Annotated in this window: 16 protein-coding genes; 9 read left to right on the top strand and 7 right to left on the bottom strand. The window is 46.5% G+C overall.

Translation table 11 applies throughout. The features are described from left to right. The first annotated feature begins 222 nt into the window (after positions 1–222). Positions 223–1,125, top strand: a complete 903-nt coding sequence (gene yihG / locus ACJJI1_RS04500; protein ID WP_444958659.1) for a 1-acylglycerol-3-phosphate O-acyltransferase, YihG family — start codon at positions 223–225, stop codon at positions 1,123–1,125. 52 nt (positions 1,126–1,177) lie between these two features. On the opposite strand, the gene ACJJI1_RS04495 is transcribed toward yihG, so the two are convergent. Continuing rightward, positions 1,178–1,615: a host attachment protein gene (locus ACJJI1_RS04495; protein ID WP_413663346.1), complete on the bottom strand. Its 438-nt coding sequence runs from the start codon at positions 1,613–1,615 to the stop codon at positions 1,178–1,180. A gap of 316 nt (positions 1,616–1,931) precedes the next feature. Between ACJJI1_RS04495 and ACJJI1_RS04490 the strand changes: the two genes are divergently transcribed. The 3 genes from ACJJI1_RS04490 (at position 1,932) to ACJJI1_RS04480 (ending at position 3,699) form a co-directional block, all read left to right on the top strand. Continuing rightward, complete coding sequence (locus tag ACJJI1_RS04490) at positions 1,932–2,360, top strand: Hsp20/alpha crystallin family protein (RefSeq protein WP_282931225.1); 429 nt, start codon at positions 1,932–1,934, stop codon at positions 2,358–2,360. 74 nt (positions 2,361–2,434) lie between these two features. Beyond that, positions 2,435–2,851: a CBS domain-containing protein gene (locus ACJJI1_RS04485; protein WP_108734525.1), complete on the top strand. Its 417-nt coding sequence runs from the start codon at positions 2,435–2,437 to the stop codon at positions 2,849–2,851. Between the two features lie 272 nt (positions 2,852–3,123). Next, the gene (locus tag ACJJI1_RS04480) at positions 3,124–3,699 is read left to right on the top strand and encodes a PhnA domain-containing protein (RefSeq protein WP_444911534.1); all 576 of its coding nucleotides are present in this window, start codon (positions 3,124–3,126) and stop codon (positions 3,697–3,699) included. Positions 3,700–3,844: 145 nt separating this feature from the next. On the opposite strand, the gene ACJJI1_RS04475 is transcribed toward ACJJI1_RS04480, so the two are convergent. Further along, positions 3,845–4,087, bottom strand: coding sequence for a DUF6868 family protein (locus ACJJI1_RS04475; RefSeq protein ID WP_444911533.1), 243 nt, complete (start codon positions 4,085–4,087; stop codon positions 3,845–3,847). A 233-nt stretch (positions 4,088–4,320) separates the two neighbouring features. On the opposite strand from ACJJI1_RS04475, the gene ACJJI1_RS04470 reads away from it, so the two are divergent. The 3 genes from ACJJI1_RS04470 to fghA all read left to right on the top strand — a co-directional run bounded on the left by ACJJI1_RS04470 (position 4,321) and on the right by fghA (position 7,514). Continuing rightward, entirely contained in the window at positions 4,321–5,334 is a 1,014-nt protein-coding gene (locus tag ACJJI1_RS04470; protein WP_444958658.1) for an AraC family transcriptional regulator, read from the top strand. Positions 5,335–5,508: 174 nt separating this feature from the next. Further along, a complete protein-coding gene (locus ACJJI1_RS04465) occupies positions 5,509–6,642 on the top strand; it encodes an S-(hydroxymethyl)glutathione dehydrogenase/class III alcohol dehydrogenase (protein ID WP_413663342.1) in 1,134 nt (377 codons plus the stop codon). A 14-nt stretch (positions 6,643–6,656) separates the two neighbouring features. Further along, complete coding sequence (gene fghA / locus ACJJI1_RS04460; RefSeq protein WP_444958657.1) at positions 6,657–7,514, top strand: S-formylglutathione hydrolase; 858 nt, start codon at positions 6,657–6,659, stop codon at positions 7,512–7,514. Positions 7,515–7,652: 138 nt separating this feature from the next. Here the strand turns inward: fghA and ACJJI1_RS04455 are convergent, their stop codons facing one another. Continuing rightward, positions 7,653–8,066, bottom strand: a complete 414-nt coding sequence (locus ACJJI1_RS04455; protein ID WP_444958656.1) for a hypothetical protein — start codon at positions 8,064–8,066, stop codon at positions 7,653–7,655. A gap of 412 nt (positions 8,067–8,478) precedes the next feature. On the opposite strand from ACJJI1_RS04455, the gene ACJJI1_RS04450 reads away from it, so the two are divergent. After that, on the top strand, positions 8,479–10,686 hold the full coding sequence (locus tag ACJJI1_RS04450; RefSeq protein WP_444958655.1) for a S9 family peptidase: 2,208 nt from the start codon (positions 8,479–8,481) through the stop codon (positions 10,684–10,686). 73 nt (positions 10,687–10,759) lie between these two features. Here the strand turns inward: ACJJI1_RS04450 and katG are convergent, their stop codons facing one another. Then, complete coding sequence (gene katG / locus ACJJI1_RS04445; RefSeq protein ID WP_444958654.1) at positions 10,760–13,033, bottom strand: catalase/peroxidase HPI; 2,274 nt, start codon at positions 13,031–13,033, stop codon at positions 10,760–10,762. A gap of 337 nt (positions 13,034–13,370) precedes the next feature. Here katG and ybaK point away from each other — a divergent pair, with 337 nt between their 5' ends. After that, positions 13,371–13,838, top strand: coding sequence for a Cys-tRNA(Pro) deacylase (ybaK, locus tag ACJJI1_RS04440; protein WP_444959359.1), 468 nt, complete (start codon positions 13,371–13,373; stop codon positions 13,836–13,838). Positions 13,839–13,978: 140 nt separating this feature from the next. Here ybaK and ACJJI1_RS04435 read toward each other — a convergent pair whose 3' ends face one another. The 3 genes from ACJJI1_RS04435 to ACJJI1_RS04425 form a co-directional block, all read right to left on the bottom strand. Beyond that, a complete protein-coding gene (locus ACJJI1_RS04435; protein WP_444958653.1) occupies positions 13,979–16,327 on the bottom strand; it encodes a DNRLRE domain-containing protein in 2,349 nt (782 codons plus the stop codon). A gap of 86 nt (positions 16,328–16,413) precedes the next feature. Beyond that, complete coding sequence (locus tag ACJJI1_RS04430; RefSeq protein WP_444958652.1) at positions 16,414–17,055, bottom strand: Lcl C-terminal domain-containing protein; 642 nt, start codon at positions 17,053–17,055, stop codon at positions 16,414–16,416. Beyond that, a complete protein-coding gene (locus tag ACJJI1_RS04425) occupies positions 17,055–18,638 on the bottom strand; it encodes an ethylbenzene dehydrogenase-related protein (protein WP_444958651.1) in 1,584 nt (527 codons plus the stop codon). The genes ACJJI1_RS04430 and ACJJI1_RS04425 overlap by 1 nt, the downstream gene beginning before the upstream one ends. Between the last annotated feature and the right edge of the window lie 54 nt (positions 18,639–18,692).

The raw sequence follows: 18,692 nt of genomic DNA, 5'->3' as shown, positions 1-18,692 counted from the left end.
AATTTATTGCAGTGGAGCAGTTTCCCATGAGCCATAAATATACACAGCCATGTTAATTACGATAGGCAGCCTGTAGCCCGGAATATGTAAATACACTGATGAGAGCAGAGTCTGCTTAGTTTGTGATAAGTGGATTTCAAGATATTAAAAAAGAAACGGGTAACCTGTGAATATGGCGTGACAGCCTGACCTGTAAACCCGGAAAATTAAAAGAGCCTTTAGATGTTTAACTTTCTCCCCTCGTTTTTACTGTTGGTCATATCTTCGGTGTTGCTGGCCGTTAGCACATTGGTTTGTGCAGCCCCCATACTCTTGTTTTCAGTTTTTAGATTTATTCTCCCTTTTGCCTTTCTACAAAAAATTTTCATGGGTTTTTTTATTTCTTGGGCAGAAATGTGGATAACCCTAAATAAAGGCTGGATGAAGCTGACCCAAAGAACCCAGGTGGATGTACAGGGGATAGAGTATCTCGATAAACATGGATGGTATCTGGTCACAGCGAACCATCAAAGCTGGGTTGATATCTTTATTATGCAGTCGATTTTTAATCGAAGAATTCCATTCCTGAAATTTTTTGTGAAGCAAGAGTTGATCAAAGTTCCTGTGATTGGAATGTGCTGGTGGGCACTCGACTTTCCATTTATGAAGCGTTACAGCAAAGAATTTTTGAAAAAACATCCAGAGATGCGCGGTAAGGATCTTGAAGCGACGAAAAAATCTTGTGAAAAATTTAAGCTAATACCCACCAGTATTATGAACTTTCTTGAAGGAACAAGGTTTAGCAAAGAGAAGCATCAAAGACAGCAATCGCCTTTCAAACATCTTTTAAAGCCCAAGTCCGGAGGGATTGCCTTTGCAATGCACTGTATGGGTGAGCAGCTGAACCAGCTACTGAATGTCACCATTGTTTACCCGGATGGTATACCTACCTTTAAAGATTTCCTTTCCGGTAAGTTAAAGAAAGTGATTGTTCGCATTGAGAAAGTCCAGTTGCCGAGCCGGTTTTTTGAGAGAGACTACGCAACCGATCAGGAGTTTCGGGTGGAGTTTAATCAGTGGGTAAATGAGTTATGGACTGAAAAGGATGCCCTGATTGATAAGCTTTTAATGGAAAGCAGGGCTTGAGCGGGGTTCGTAGAGAGGTTCACTCGTGACCCTCTCTACTGGCCGAACGTCACTATAGCCAAATAGGAAGCTGAGCCCGGATCTCCTCGGGTTCACAAGCCACCAGATTTTTTCCTGTTTCTCCTGCTATTGTTGCGCGGGTTGGAGTTTTCAAGGCATCCCTCAAACTGCCAACCATATAGGGTTCTGCGACAATATACAGTTTTTCGTACTGGCCCTCCTGTCTTCCCCTCTCCAGGGTATGTGCAATTTCTCTGGCAAAATTCTCACCTTCACGGCGATGTAATCCTGCAGAATTACCTACTGAGTGCCTTCCTTGACCATAGCTGTCGAAAGTGCGTCCGGGCGCATCACTCTCTTGGTCTCTGCCAGAGAGCCGTGATTCTGGATGGAGAAGTGCCTGGATTTCATTGAGATTTCCCGCGCGTTTGTTGGCTTCAAAAATTCGCGCTTGGGACTGGTTAGCCACAAGGACCCATGCTAAGGCCATGAACATATCCTCGTTTAACTGCCTTATGTAATCCTAGTAAATAGCCATATTGGCCACGAGCCCTGGTTGCTTATTGATGGATATGGAGGTGGAAATTCTCTTTAGGTGCACTTGGAAAGGAAGTTTTTAATATTTATATGTACAAAAGAAATATACGACAGCTCTCATATTCAATTTGTAATGGCTTTTATCGGCACTTAATCCCTTCGTTTATCGCAGTATTTCCTAGACTGTACTCAAGATGTAACAGGCGCAAGACGGACTCTTGAGTTTTTCTGGCGCCTTTTGCGGCTTAGCGTAAAAAGAGGTTGTAGATATGAGTCTGATCCCCAGAGGGTCCCTATTGGACCTTGATAATATGTTTGAACAAATGCTCTCACCGACCCGTGCAATCGGCTCTGAACGCGAGGGATTTTTTTCTCCGCGTATTGATGTGAGTGAGCGCAAGAATATGTATGAAATTAGCGCTGAGCTGCCGGGAGTGGGTAAGGACGATATCAGTGTAACCCTAGAAAATGGGGTTTTGACTCTTGAAGCTGAGGTGCACCGCGAGGTTAAGGAGAAGAAGGATGGCCGCGTGCTTCGTCAGGAGCGGCGTTACGGCAAGTTCTTGCGCAGTTTCAATCTTGGTGAAGATGTTCGCGAAAGTGAGATTGATGCAAATTTCAAAGATGGGATTCTCACGCTCACGGTACCAAAACATGAGGGGCATCCCCCGCAAAGAAAGCGGATTGAAGTGCACTGATCTATAGGGGTTAAGGGTGATGGGTTTTACCCGTCACTCTCTTTGGCATTTGTCTAAAGAGCTTTGAGGTACCTATGAAAGTTAAACACGCAATGCATGAGGGGGCTACCTGGTGCACCCCGGATACTCCATTACAGGAGTTGGCAAAAATTTTACGAGATGAAGATATTGGTGCAGTGCCGATCGGAGAAAATGACAGGCTTGTAGGAATAGTGACTGATAGAGATATTGTATGTCGCGGTGTGGTTCAGGGGGGTAATCTCAGCTCGCTGTCCGCCCGAGATGTTATGACAGAGGGGATTGAATGGTGCTGGGAAGAGGATGATCTGCTGTCTGCTGTCCACAAAATGGAGCAACAGTTGTTACGACGAATGCCGGTACTCAATAGTGAAAAGCGTATGGTCGGTATTCTCAGTTTAGGGGATATTACCAGTGCCATCGCCAGCAAGCAGGGTGGGCAGTTCGCAGCAGCGGTCTCCTCGCACCACTGAGTGTGGTACTTAACGCATAATGCTCTTTACAGTCGTCAATCTATATTGGCGGCTGTTGGAAGTTTTAGTGCTCTAGAGTGTCTTGTCTGAAGCCTGTGAATCCCTCGGCAACCTAATGGCTCCATCTACTACTGGGCTGTTGATAGTCTTATTTACTTCCTGCCTGAGCTTGATCATGTTCACGGTCGACCCCGATGTCCGTTAAATGTGATTATTTGGGAGGCGTGCAGGAAGAATCAGTCGTATAATCCCTACTTTTTTTGAGGTTACTTATGGCTGTGACTCAGGAGCAGTTGGCACAACGCAGTGGAAATCAGTGCGAGCTCTGTAAAGCAGAAAATGGCTTGGCGGTTTATGACGTACCCCAGTCAGAGGGCTATCCAGATGCGGCAGTACTATTGTGTCAAACCTGTAGGGACCAGCTGGAAAATCCTGCACAGCTGGAAAGTGCGCACTGGCAGTGTCTGTCGGAGTCTATGTGGAGTACCGAGCCGGCAATTCAAGTGTTGGCATGGCGTATTCTAAAGCGCTTATCTGGCGAGACCTGGGCCCAAGACTTGTTTGACATGTTGTATTTGGATGGCGATTTGCTGGCCTGGGCAGAGGCCGGGGCAATACCAGAGGCTGGTGAGTTGGTGATTCATCTGGATAGTAATGGTGCCCAGTTACAAGCTGGAGATAATGTAGTTATTATCAAAGACTTGGATGTAAAAGGAAGCAGTTTGGTTGCAAAACGGGGAACGGCAGTTCGCGGTATCAGCTTAAGCGATAACCCTGAGCATATCGAAGGACGGGTCGAGGGTCAGAGAATTGTAATTCTGACAAAGTTTGTGAAAAAGAGTGGCTGATAAATATTTCAGAAATAACTTCATTTTCTGAAAAGGGTATCTGCCGGCGGACCCGAAATACTCCCCTGTCCGTCTTAATTATGAAAATAAGAAAGGTATAGTTTACCTTTCTTATTTTTTTGCAAAATATTTCCGCTTTTATCAATTAACTGATAATTTTTAGAGCAAAATACGGTGTAATATTGAAGACGATAATAGCAATTTTGTATTGTGCTAGATATTGAAAATATGCACGGCCTAAATCTTGTTCATTAAGCTCAAATATTCGTGCGTGAATCCTGGTGATCGACTTCCTCAGGCAGACAAGTCCAATAGTTGATAGCAGTAGTATCAATATGTTTATAATCGAAGCCCAGCCTAAAAATAGTGTTAGATTTTCAGTTTCCATGTGAAATTTCCTTGCAGTTCTTTCTCGTATAAACCGATAGTTTTATGAGTAGATAGTGGAAAGTGCCACAATAGTCAGGCACTAGCCTTCAAATAAGTTGCGTTTGTGGATAGGGGTAGTCCCAGTTAGTTGAAGAGCTATGTTATATGATATAGCTATTGTCCGATGCTCATTATTCCTAGACACTGTGTGATAGTGCAAATGAGAGGTTGGCAATATGGTAGCTATAAAACATGAAGCCTATCTATGAAATTCGCAGTGGTGCGCTGGCTGGGTTTAATCTATTGGTGCCACAGCTCGGTGGTCAGTCATCAGATTTTTTAGCGCAAGTGGGGCTTCCTGCGGATTGTACACGTCGTCCAAATATCTTGATCCCCATTGCAACGCTGGTGGAACTCCTTAATTTGTGTTCACGGGACTTGTCCTGTAGTGACTTTGGCTTGCGATTGGCGGGGAAGCAAGGGCTACGTATGCTGGGCGTCCTTGGTAAGCTGATACTGGAAAGTGAGAATCTATCCAGTGCTTTGACAGTAACTCATCGGTATATGGTGTTACACAACCAGGCGGACCACTGGAAAATTTACCAAACCGATGACTGCTTGATTGCAGAGAGAGTTAATCACTTCCCCGACGCAATTCCCGCGCAACAGTATACTGAACTTTCAGTAGGCGCTGCCTATCGCCTGATACAGGAGATGGTTGGCTCTAAAGTATCTCCCCGCTCTGTTTCATTTCGGCATAAGCCCCAATCTTCGCTGAGTAGTTACCAAAATTTTTTTGGCATTGAGGCTAGTTTTGAGCAAGATCGAGATCGCTTGGTTTTTGATGGATCATTGATGAACTATCCCCTCGCTAAACCCAGTAGTGGTCTTATGAGATATTTTGAGGAGTTTTCCAAGTGCTTATTGGCAGAGCACAAGGGTGATATCAGCCGACAGGTTCAAGTCTTAATCCTTCAAACTCTCGGGGCCCAGCAGCACTCCCTGGAGCAAATTTCTCGCTTACTCGGTATGCCAATGAGAACGCTTCAGCGCCGTTTAAATGAAGCGGGAACCTCCTTTAAGCAGTTGGTACAGGGGGCGCGAATGAAGACTGCTCGCTGGCATCTACGGGCCTCAAGTATTGATGTGGGATTACTATCAGCAAGTTTGGGCTACACCGATATCAGTGCTTTCTCAAAAGCATTTCGAGCCATTCATGGAAGCTCCCCACTGCAGTGGAGGAAGCGACAAGCTATTAATTGTTAATCAATTAAAGGAATTATTTTGAATAATTGTTCAGCGCTACCAATTATTACTATAAGGGTGAGCTTTTAAATTTTTCCTGATTTTACTTCAGCAGCGGCGCTTGGCTTTGCACCAATAATCTTAGGGGACTATGCTGGGCGCCACTGGAGCGAATGATGAAAGGCAGAATTGAAAATGAGTGCAGAGACAATCCGTTGTAAAGCAGCTGTAGCTTGGGGGCCTGGGGAGCGTTTGGTTATTGAGGATGTCGATGTTATGCCTCCCCAACGGGGTGAAGTTCGCGTGAAATTACACGCCACAGGTGTTTGTCACACAGATGCGTTCACTTTGTCAGGAGATGATCCTGAAGGGGTGTTCCCGGCAATCCTCGGTCACGAAGGTGCGGGAGTTGTTGAGTCCGTTGGTGAGGGGGTGACCAGTGTCTCTGTCGGGGATCATGTAATTCCTTTGTATACCCCCGAATGTGGCGAATGTAAGTTTTGTCTCTCTGGAAAGACCAATTTGTGCCAAAAAATCAGGGGCACCCAGGGCAAAGGGTTAATGCCTGATGGTTCGACACGCTTTTCGGTGAATGGGAAACCCATTTTCCATTATATGGGATGCTCTACTTTTTCTGAGTACACAGTCCTTCCTGAGATATCTGTGGCCAAAATTAATCCCGAAGCCCCCTCAAATGAGGTTTGTCTGCTGGGCTGTGGTGTTACTACGGGAATGGGAGCCGTTACCAATACCGCCAAGGTTGAGCCGGGCTCCTGTGTGGCAATTTTTGGTTTGGGTGGAATTGGTTTATCCGCAGTGATCGGAGCCAAGATGGCTGGCGCCTCACGAATTATTGGTGTCGATATTAATGAGGACAAATTTGCGCTGGCGAAGAAACTGGGAGCCACTGAGTGTATTAACCCCAAGGCTTACGATAAGCCTATTCAAGAGGTTATCGTAGAGCTTACCGATGGCGGAGTGGATTATTCTTTTGAGTGTGTGGGCAATGTTAACCTGATGAGAGCTGCCTTGGAGTCTTGCCACAAAGGATGGGGGGAATCCATTATTATTGGAGTGGCAGGTGCGGGACAGGAAATTAGCACCCGCCCATTCCAGTTGGTTACAGGGCGGGTTTGGAAGGGATCAGCATTCGGCGGTGTAAAGGGGCGCTCTGAATTGCCTTCTTTCGTAGAGCGTTACCTGGCTGGAGAATTTAAATTGAATGACTTTATTACTCACTCAATGCCCCTTGAGCAAATAAATGATGCCTTCGATTTAATGCATGAAGGTAAAAGTATTCGCAGTGTTATTCATTTCCAGCAGGCTTGATAGGACCACTTAAAATGTCGATTGAATTGGTTAGCAGTACTAAATCTTTTGACGGTTTTCAGCAGCGTTACCGACATAAATCCAGCACGCTCAACTGTTCTATGGTCTTCTCCATTTTTTTACCACAGGATGCAGAGGGGAATACACAGAGGAAATATCCTGTTGTTTATTGGCTTTCGGGCTTGACGTGCACGGATGAAAACTTCAGTCAAAAAGCTGGTGCTCAGAGAGTCGCTGCAGAGTTAGGGATTATCTTAGTGATACCCGATACCAGCCCCAGAGGAGACGATGTGGCGGATGACCCGGGTTATGATCTGGGGCAGGGGGCTGGTTTTTATGTGAACGCGACTCAAGAACCCTGGAAGCAGCATTATCAAATGTATGACTACATCGTGGATGAACTTCCAAGCCTGGTAGAACTTCATTTCCCCACCAATGGTCGACGCGGGATTTGCGGGCACTCCATGGGCGGGCACGGTGCCCTGGTCATCGGTCTGCGAAACCCCAAGCGATATCAATCAATTTCTGCTTTTAGTCCAATTTGCAATCCTATTGCTTGTCCTTGGGGAGAAAAGGCGCTGGGAACTTACTTGGGAGCTGATCCCAAGAGCTGGGAACCATATGACGCAACAGTGCTAATGGGGCGCACTGTAGAGAAAACTCCGATTTTGGTTTCTCAGGGGGAACAGGATGAGTTTCTTGAGGAACAGCTGAGACCACATTCCCTGCAAACAGCTGCTGAAGCCAGTGATTATCCTCTTCGGATAGAGCATCACGCAGGCTACGATCACAGTTACTATTTCATCGCTTCATTTATTGAGGAGCACTTAAGGTTCCATGCAGACTCACTGTTGAGCAGGCATAGGTATTAGGCTGGATAAATTACGGACTAGTGAAGTTAGCCCCTCAGTTGAGGGGCTGTTTGGGTAAAGGGTTTCGCGCCCTGGGCAAGTTGCTATGTATAAAGCGATACGAGCAGAATATATAGAGCCAAAATGAGAGGCGTAAGCTTATCGTGCAACCGCCCGACACTCGCCAATAATTTCAGCTCTGTTCTGGTCAAAAGTTTGTTCGATCAGAAACCAGCCATTGGGACAGAAGCCACTTTCGGCTAGCAAGAGCTCCATTCTCTGCCGGGCAACTTTCTTCACATCTCCAGAATTGGCGCCGCCGGGGCCGCCACCACCGCCTGGGCCACCACTACCCTTACCACCGCCGCCACCGGGACCACCACCACCCGGACCTCCACGCCTGCTGCCTTGCCCCTTGGGGCCGGCCCCAATGGTTGCCTTATAGGTAAAGCGACGATGGCCCAGTTCGGTGATGTCAGTGACAAACGATTCAGTGGTGGGGATCTCTGGTGTAGAGCTACAGCCAGCAGCGATCAAAATCACAGCTGCAGATGCAAAGAGATGAACCTTCATTATTGTTACCCCATATTTTGATAAAAGCTTTAGTCCGACATTAGCTAACCACAAATGTTGGTTAAGCAGAGTAAACATTTGTAAAGGGGGGCTATTGCAGCAGGATTGTTTGTGCGCAAACCCAAAACTGTAAGGTACTGCATGTCCCGGAAGGTTCCGTTGTAGAATCCTTCACCGGTTTGCTCTATCCACAATATAGCTGCATTTTTTAGAGGGTTTCCGATAAATTTGAGATACTTCTGGTGACCAGAACAAGTCCCAAAGAGAAGCTATGGCTTACCTGGATGTCATTTAGGCCGGCTCCTAGGGAAGCCGGAGATAACATGGAATTAATCAGAATTTTCTAAATAATACCCCTGCTAGCAAAGTGGTATGTGAATTGCCAACAATACTTAATATAAAGAGTTTTCCTATGAAACAAGCACTGCTTGCATTACTTGGATGTACTTTTGCAGGAATATGTTCTGCAGAGTCACTCAGCATTGAACGGTTATTCTCCGACCCGGCTCTGAGTGGTACCGCTCCCCGAGCGCTGGAATATTCACCTGATGGGCAGCGCGTAACTTTCCTCAAAGGGAGAGTTGAAGATTACAACCGTTACGATCTTTGGGAGTACAACCTGAAAGACGGTCAGTCCCGAATTTTGGTCAATTCCGATAGTCTGCACAGCGGTAGTGAAACTCTTTCGGATGAGGAAAAGGCAAGACGGGAGCGCCAGCGAATTTATGGTAGTGGAATAATGGAGTACAGCTGGTCAGAGGATGGTCGGTCTCTGTTGTTCCCTTTGGCCGGCGATATTTACTATTACGATCTCAAAGACCGTTCTTCGCGTCGACTGACCGAAACGGAAACCTTTGAAACCGATGTAAAGGTTTCTCCCGAGGGGCACTTTGTTTCGTTTATTCGCGACCAAAATATCTATATTGTCGATCTGAAAACCGGTAGGGAAAAGCAGCTAACCAGCGATGGCAAAGATCATATTAAAAATGGAATGGCTGAGTTTGTTGCCCAGGAGGAAATGGACCGGATGACCGGTTACTGGTGGTCTCCTGATGATCGGCATATTGCATTCCTGCAAGTTGATGAGTCGCCAGTTGATCAGGTAACCCGTAGCGAAATCTATGCGGATCGTATCGAAATGATACAGCAACGTTACCCCGCTGCTGGGCGTGCGAACGCAAAAATCCGACTTGGCCTTATAGATATTGATTCGGGGGATATCCGTTGGGTCAACCTGGGAGATAATCAGGATATTTATATTCCCCGAGTAAAATGGGCCCGTGATCACCTGTTAACTTTCCAGTGGCAATCTCGAGACCAGCAAAAGTTAGAGCTTCGTGCTTACAATCTCAATACGGGAAAAACCCGAACGCTCCTTACCGAGTCCAGCGATACCTGGGTTAACCTGAGCCATGATCTCCACTTTTTGGAAGATAGCGATGCTTTTATTTGGTCATCGGAGAGGGATGGCTTCAAACACCTGTATAAATATGATTTTGGCGGCAGATTACAGGCACAGTTGACTAAGGGAGATTGGGTGGTTGACGAGTTAGAGGCTGTTGATGAGCAGGCTAACCGTCTGTATTTTACCGCACGAAAAGATACTCCAATCGAGAGGCATCTCTATGAAGTATCCCTGCAAGGGGAGAGCGATATTAAGAGAATTTCACAGCGTAGTGGCATGCACTCTATCGAATTTTCTGAGGATGCCTCTGGGTATATTGATAAATTTTCCAGCGTTACCACGCCCCCTCAGGTGAGCCTGCACAGCAGCTCAGGGACCAGAGTTACCTGGCTTGAGCAGAACGCTGTAATTCGTGATCACCCTCTCTATCCTTTTAAAGATCAATGGATCACTCCGGAATTTGGCAGTATTGAGGCGCCCCATGGCCAGGAGCTTTTCTACCGCTTGTACAAACCTGCTAATTTTGATGCGAAGAAAAGTTACCCGGTAATGGTGTTTGTCTATGGTGGTCCACACGCTCAGGTGGTTACCAATAGCTGGGATAAACTATTCAACCAGTATATGGCCCAACAGGGTTATATTGTTTTTTCCCTAGATAATCGTGGTTCAGCAAACCGCGGTACCACTTTTGAGAATCCTATCTTTAAGAATATGGGATCTCCTGAAGTGGAAGATCAAATTACCGGCGTTGAATTCCTGCGTACCCTGCCTTACGTTGATAAAAATAAAGTAGGTATCTTCGGTCACAGCTACGGTGGTTACATGGCACTGATGAGTATGTTCAAAGCCGGAGACTACTTTAAGGCGGGGATATCGGGTGCGCCGGTTACGGACTGGACGCTGTATGATACCCATTACACTGAGCGTTATATGGGCAATCCAACCAAGGATATGGATGCCTATGAGGCATCTTCTGTGTTTCCCTATGCGAAGGGCTTACAAGGTGATCTGCTGATTTATCATGGCATGGCAGATGACAATGTGTTGTTTACCAATACCACCAAACTCATAAAACAGATGCAGGATAACGGCCAACAATTTGAGCTGATGACTTATCCAGGCAAGAAGCATAGCTTGCGCGGTAAGCAGACTCGCATCCATCAATACAGCATGATCAAGCGCTTTTTTGATCGGCATTTAAAGGGGCAGGATTAAAACTTAAATAATCTCCCAGAAGAAAAAAACCGAGGCTAGCCTCGGTTTTTTTCTTTATTGACGTATATGATTCTTAAGACTGAGGCTGATCAACCCGATCCAAATTCATTACCTTGGTCCAGGCCTGCACAAAATCATTTACAAACTTGTCAGCGCCATCACTGGAAGCATAAACCTCTGCGACCGCCCTTAATTCAGAGTTTGAACCAAAAATCAGATCTACAGGTGTGGCTGTCCACTTTGCCTGGCCACTTTTGCGATCTTTTCCTTCATAGATACCCTCTGATTTTGCCGACTTGGACCAGACAGTAGACATATCGAGCAGGTTCACAAAGAAATCATTCGTCAGTGTGCCGGGGCGTTGAGTAAGTACACCATTCTGTGAGGAGTCGGTATTTGCATTAAGTGCGCGCATTCCTCCAACCAGAACAGTCATTTCAGGCACACTCAGGGTTAACAGACTGGCTTTATCAACTAATAACTCTGTAGGGGTTCTCCCATAACCATCGCCAAAGTAGTTGCGGAAACCATCGGCCAGAGGTTGTAGTACCGCAAAAGAATTAATATCTGTTTGTTCCTGGGAAGCATCGGTGCGTCCAGGTTTGAAAGGGACCTGAATTTTATGTCCGCCTTGCTCTGCTGCTTTTTCAATGGCTGCTGCGCCTCCAAGTACAATGATATCTGCCATTGAGATTTTTTTGCCCCCGGATTGGGAACTGTTAAATTCCTGCTGGACTTTTTCCAGCGATGCCAGGACTTGTGATAGTTCAGAGGGATCATTTACCGACCAGTCCTTTTGGGGTTCCAGGCGAAGACGGCCACCATTGGCGCCACCGCGAAAATCTGAACCACGGAAGGTAGAAGCAGAGGCCCAGGCAGTCCTCACCAGATCGGGAACGCTAATGCCTGCCGCCAGTATTTTTGCTTTGAGAGAATTTATATCCCGGCTGTCAATCAGAGGGTGATCAACTTTGGGGATAGGGTCTTGCCAAATTAAATCTTCTTCGGGCACCTCCGCTCCCAAATAGCGCGCGCGAGGGCCCATATCCCGATGAGTCAACTTGAACCAGGCTTTGGCAAAGGCGCGTTGAAATTCTTCCGGATTTTCCTGAAACCGCTTGGCAATTTCTTTGTAGCTGGGATCGAACTTAAGGGACAAATCCGTGGTAAACATGATAGGGGCATGGCGCTTATTCTTGTCGAATGCATCGGGCACCAGATTTGCCGCGCTCTGATCATCGGGAATCCACTGAACGGCACCAGCTGGACTTTTTGTTTTGACCCAATTGAATTTAAACAGGTTGTCCAGATACTGTTGACTCCAATTGATCGGGGCGGCAGACCAGGCCCCTTCCAGGCCGGATGTCATTGTGTCGTCGGCATTTCCTTTCCCACACTTATTTTTCCAGCCAAGCCCCTGTTGCTCAATTGGGGCGGCGGCGGGCTCTGGGCCGAGGCAATCAGCTTTCACTGCACCGTGAGCCTTACCAAAAGTATGGCCTCCGGCAATCAAGGCTACAGTCTCTTCGTCATTCATTGCCATGCGGGCAAAGGTTTCGCGGATATCTGTGGCGGCAGCCACCGGATCGGGATTGCCATTGGGGCCCTCCGGGTTGACATAAATAAGCCCCATTTGCACAGCGCCCAGGGGCTTGTCCAGCTCTCGGTTGCCGGTGTAACGCTCATCTGCGAGCATCTTCGTTTCGGGCCCCCAATAAACCAGGTCGGGCTCCCAGTCATCCTGTCGCCCCCCGGCAAATCCGTAAGTGGGGAATCCCATGGACTCCAGGGCTACATTGCCGGTTAGCACCATAAGATCAGCCCAGGACAATTTGCGCCCATATTTTTGTTTGATGGGCCAGAGTAGACGGCGGGCTTTATCGAGATTGGCATTATCAGGCCAGCTGTTGAGGGGATCGAAACGCTGTTGGCCGCCACGGGCACCACCGCGACCATCACCGATCCGGTAGGTGCCAGCGCTGTGCCAGGCCATTCGGATCATAAATGGGCCGTAGTGGCCATAATCCGCTGGCCACCAATCCTGGGAAGTTTTTAGTTGAGTCTCGATATCCTGTTTTACAGCTTTGAGGTCCAGTGTCTGGAATTCTGTAGCGTAATCAAAATCGTCACCCAGTGGATTAGATCTGGGGGAGTGCTGTCTGAGCGGGCGTAGGTCGAGTTGGTCTGGCCACCAGAACCTATTGGACTTTGGTTGCCCTTCAACTGCGCCCTCAAGAATGACGGGATCAGTCACCACTTCCTCTTTGGTGTCTGCGGCATAGAGTGGCGCGGTTATAAATATTGAGATTATTAAAGCGGCACAACTACGATTATATTTTATTAGCATCGAAAGTGTCTCCGTACGATCGTTGATACATCCTTCGTTTTACTATTACTCTTGTAATGATATAGGCGACTTGCTGCGATTTAGTAAGGTGCCTTTCGGTTTACGATAGCACCTGATTCATCTATCCAGCAGATAGTATAGCGGGTAAATAGTATAAGAATTTACCGGTATAAGGATTAAAAGTAATCAATAAGGTAAATTGAAAAACTTAATAACCAAGCCTATTTGTTGAGTGGCGATACGGGCTGGGGTAGTTTTATTTATAGGGTGTTTTGTCAGGGGCCTATTGCATTATTATATGGGTGTCGTTTGGTGGAATATATAGGTTGTGGGTTATATGACTCCGGGAATTGCCTTATTAAAAAAGAATAATATCAGTCACAAGGTTCATGAGTATAGACACGACTCTTCAAGTGATTCTTACGGTATAGAAGCATCACAAAAATTAGGAGTTGCTGAGGAGAGAGTGTTTAAAACGTTGGTAGTTGCGCTGAGCAATAAAAAGTTAGTTGTTGGTGTTGTTCCGGTTTCGACCATGCTTAACCTGAAACTTATTGCAAGAGCTGCCGGGGCAAAGAAGGCGATAATGGCCGCTCCAGCTGATGTAGAGAGATCAACAGGTTATGTTTTGGGGGGCGTTAGCCCGCTTGGGCAAAAAAAGCGCTTGAAGACTATCCTTGATCTATCGATTCAAAATCACTCAACCATTTTTGTGAGTGCTGGCCGTAGGGGACTGGAAATAGAGTTAAGTCCAGATGACCTGATAAAGGCTGTCGATGGCAATCTAGCTAAAATTTGTGAGTAACTGAGCCGGGCAGTTCCTGATGTGAGGGTTTATTAGCTTCAAGGTGAATAGCTATTGCCTTCTCAAAAGTAGTGCATGAAGAAATCAGTAAGTTAGTTGTTATTGAAACTGGGCTCTCCCTGGGGAGAGCCCAAAAAGTATTAATTACAGACTGTCTGCATTGTCAGGAGAGGGCTCTGTCCACTCTCTTTGGAGCTTATATCGAGGCCATTAATGCCTCCCTCTGAAGCGATCACCAGGCCGTGATTACTAGCGTTGAGCCAGCGGTCCACTATACCGGAGGCTCCCAGGTCAATTAGGTGTCGACCAGTAGAAGAGGGCGTAAAGCTACCCACCTGAAGCCCAAGAATCGAGCTGCCGTCGACAGAGTCCCATGTAGCGGATTCCTCTCGCCAGCTTTGTGTCGCCATATATATGCCATAGCTGTTGCTGGATGTATTGGTGACATTCAGTTCGAGTGTCGCATCAATATATTGCTGACAACTTAAACCGGATAAATCGAAGCGAATCAGGCTATACATTGTGCCGTAGATCAAATCGCTACCATCGGCGAGAAGTCCATCGCTGTCACCATCGAAATTGTCATCTTCCTTTCTGGAGGAGATAAAGACATCATCTGAGGCAACTTGGGATATCTTTTCGCTGACAGTGTCACTGCAGTCTGCAACCACCTTGAGGGCTGGTGCAATACCGGTTTCCTTTGATGAGATATCTACGCCATTGCTTCCATTTTGCGCGGCGATGACCATCCCGGTATTTTCAGCGTTTAGCCAGTCTTCCAGAATACCAGAGGAGCTTAAATCCAGGGTTAGGGTTCCAGTGGACGAAGGAATAAAGCTGGCTGCCAATTGTGAAAGCACCCCCGATCCGCCGACTGAATCCCAAGTGACTGATTCTTCGTCCCAGTCAGATTCGGCCAGGTAAATTCCATAATTGTTGGTGGAGCGGTTGGTAATATTTAATTCAAGCTCAACTGAATTTATTGCTGAACAATTGGCGATATTGGAGAGGTCAAATTTGATTAATGAGTAGAGAGTTCCGTAGGTACTATCGCTACCATCTGCTAGTAGCCCGTCTGAGTCACTGTCGAAATTACTGGATGAATAGCGGGAAGAGATAAAGGCATCATCTGCTACGGGTAGGGTTACCTCACCGTTGTCACTGCTATCCTCGACAATGACACTCCTGCCAACACTATTTTGTGCGAGAACCATAGCTTCGCCAATACGGTTGGCACTCCACCAATTGATGTCCTCTGGTAAAGCAAGGGGGTCATTGGCGCGATCTTCACGGGTCAGGATACTGGCGCTGTCGTCAAATTGGGCCGTGCGGACGCTCAGCTCATCAGGACTAACTTGTATCACTTTAAACTGCTGGATACTGGCCATATCGATGGTCCAAAACTTGGCATCATTGGCGGAACGGGCCGGTGCCCCCCAACTGCCTTCACCCACATAGACAGTGCCTCCGGTATCACTGGTAGAAAAATCACTATTGCCCGGGGCGACAACTTCAGTGAGCTTGGTCAGGTGGGTATCTGACTCGACCACTAGGTTCATGGCGTAGTCATAAAATGGCTCTGCCCACCAATTGAATAATGTGGTGTTATCGGACTTGCCACTGTAGTGGGGGAACATGGGCTTGTGATATTGGGCAAAACGCCAATTGCTGTAGGCGCCACTTGTAGCTAAATCATCTTCCAGCCAGTTGTTCATAGCCGTTGCATAGGATGACCAGCCACTTTCCTGAAATTGGCTGTTTAGGGTGTAGACGCGTAAGAGGGGGGAAATCTGTACGGCGCCGTAAGTATCGCTGGGACTACAGCTACTATCTGCATTGAAGTCGACACCAAATACCTGGCAAATAGTGGAGTAGTTGTCATCTTCATGATTTCCATGGGTGGGAATTAAGGGGTAAATGCGTTGGTAGCTATACCCATCAATTTCATCGCTGGAATAAGTCAGGGTCCAGTCTTGTAAAAACTCATCCATCTCTGATGCACTGTTGGCGTTAGTAAAATCGCCGCCGTGCATAACAGCCAGTGGACGGATCTTAGCCAGCAGTGTATTCCCCTCGCGCCGGGTTGTGTGTCCGGTGCGGGTATCGCCTCCAGCAATAATCACAAATGGGGACTCATCGTCAGGTGCAGTTTTAAACCAGAAACGATCGCCACAGCCATCCTGGTCACAGACCCGGTAATAAACCTCTGAATTCGGTGTCAGGTTTTCCAGTCTTACAAAGTAGCTATTTAAGCTGCCGTCGAACGTAGCTGCGGCATCAACTGCTCGACTGCTCCAACTATTTTCATTGGTTGAGTAGCCAAAATTGATATAAGGGTTATTGCTATTACCGTCCGGTGAAAATCCAATGACAGCACTGGTAGAGGCATCGCCATCCCAGGCCAATCTGTGATATTTGGTCGCTGAGTTGGCATCAATTGCCAAACATAGAGTCGAGAAAGCAAAAGCAGTGCTTAAGAACCGTCTCATGGGGGATTCCTGTAAGTAGTGGTTATTATCTGAAGGCGCTGCAATTTGAAAAGTTAGTTGTGAAAGCTGGATGCAGCGCGCCGGAATTATTCGGGATTATTATTACAGGCGGTTGAATGGTTGGAGACTAAGCGTACAAAAGCGGCGTTTCTATAAGGAATTGTGATAGTTTCTGCGTTCATGAAATTAACTGCCCCCGCCCCTGTTTTCAGGTACTGGTAAACATCGTATAAAGGCCTGTCAAAATTACGGGTCCAGTAATCTCCCCTTTGAGTTTTCGGGAAATATTCAGTCGCAATTAGAGGTCTGCCAGATCTACTCTCCTGCAGGATAATGGATCGTAACTCTGTAATATCGGGGAGCCTCCAGTTTTGCGTTGCACACAATTTCTGTTGATTGGTATTGCGAATCAGATCCTCGGTATCACACCGCTCTTCTTCAAAATAACAATCTCCATTATTTTCTATACCTTCTTCATATTGATACCATGAATAGGTCCACCTTCCATCGTGAATTCCTTCGTCGTCGGTTTTTACTTCCCAAAGAAGCCCTGTATCGGTATCGCAGATACAGGACCAGGGGCCTGCCCAAGCCTCGATAGGCTCCCCATTTTTATCAATTTTAACTAAGTGGTATTCCCTTGGCAGAGGTTGTGATGGTTGGTGCAGTATGACTGCACAGACCGTGACTGCAGGAAAAATGAATACCCAAAATATGCGCACAAACATTACCGATTTGCCAACTTGATTTTGACGGGGAGAGCGTGGCGAGTGTGGGCGATTTGCGAGTGATCAAAGGCAGAAACCCAGAGGCAAATACCGTCTTTTATTGCTACATCTAACGCTGATCCAGTATCTAATTTTCTCACCAGCTCCATAGACCAGTAGCCGTCCTGCCAAACAGCATAGGCCCTTACATCGGCACGATCTCCCTCAAAGCGATTTGAGGTATAGAGGACTGAAGGCATAATCGTATTGATAGGATAATTGTCATCTTCAGCCGTGTATGGCTGGTAATCAAACCAGGAAATAGTCCAATCGCTTTTTGTATCCTCGTTTTGATATGGCGTCAGGCTGGAGGGACTTTTGGGTAGTCGTTTTGGTGTAACGTTTTTTGCGGAGTACCACTTCCAGTTCATTAAGTATGCCCCGGACTCTTTGCCATCCTGGAGATATCCTGCGGTATAGCGGCGTGCTCCTGGCCTTACAATATCAGGCTTGCCAACATAATTGTCATCTGCCAGGTGCATTTTATTGGTTCTTACTGCTTTCCAGTGCCAGAGATCGTGTATTTCATCGGATGAGCTGTAATGGTAGCCCTTGCCATGCCAATTTGCGGGCAACTGTGCTGATGGTTTGCGGCCCAGGTGAGAGGTTCCCGAAGCACCGAAATCACAGGAATTGGAGAGCAGGATGGCAAACTTATCTTCATAGTGACGGGTTTCATTAAAATTTTGAAAACCTTGCTGTTGTATTTCCCAGCCAGAATCTACTTTTTTCAGTGGTAGGTGTTTCAGGCTTTCAGTAGGGTCTTCCCAGGTGATATGAAAAAATATTTCTTGTTGGTTATGCAAGGCTCTCAAGTTGACGGTTGAGCTACCATCAATAAAGTTAGCACCTCCGTCAGTATGGATTTTAAGTGATATGGCTGAGGACCATGCGGATTCTTGGGGGATTCCATCTATGTTGATAAAGGTTTCCGGACGTATTTTCTCAACTGTAAGATCGTGGTAACTGTTATTTGTAACAATAATCCAAAGTAATAAAGTGATACAGCCGGTAGATAAGTAGGTGAAAATTGAAGTTCGATAGCCCGATCGAGTATTGGGAAGTAAATAACTCAAAGTCTTCAGGCCATAGGTTGTTAGGTAAACGCCAGCGTGAAGGAATATATAGAATAAGATCGCAAAAGCACTATAAAAGTGTGCCTGGCGAAAGATAGAAGGATTGCCGGAACCAATAAATAAAATCCAGCCACTTAAGATCATGAGTATTAAAAAAAATGAGCCAATGCGTGTTACTACCCTATGGTAGCTAATTGATGTTTTATGAGGTTTGCTTTGCGAGTTTGTATTTTTTATTTTAATTGTTACTTTATAGGATAAGTAGCAGAGAAGGATGGCTGAAGTAACAATTGCTACAAAGAAGTGAATATCATGAATATGTCCCTGGGGTAACAGTTCTTCGATATTTCCAATGCTTGGCTTAGTTAATGTGGAGATACGGAGCCCCGTTAGCAGGCTACATAAAACTGCAACAATGGCCACACTGTGCAGGATTATCCAAAGAGTACTCTTCGGTTGTTTGGCCATGGGAGTATTCCAAAAGGGATTAGGCTAGTAAAAAAGTGTGGCATTTATATTAAT

The organism is Microbulbifer maximicatervae (SeqCode), assembly GCF_052467065.1.
Note: the sequence above shows the minus strand (reverse complement) of the source record. Positions and strands in the feature narration are given on the sequence as shown.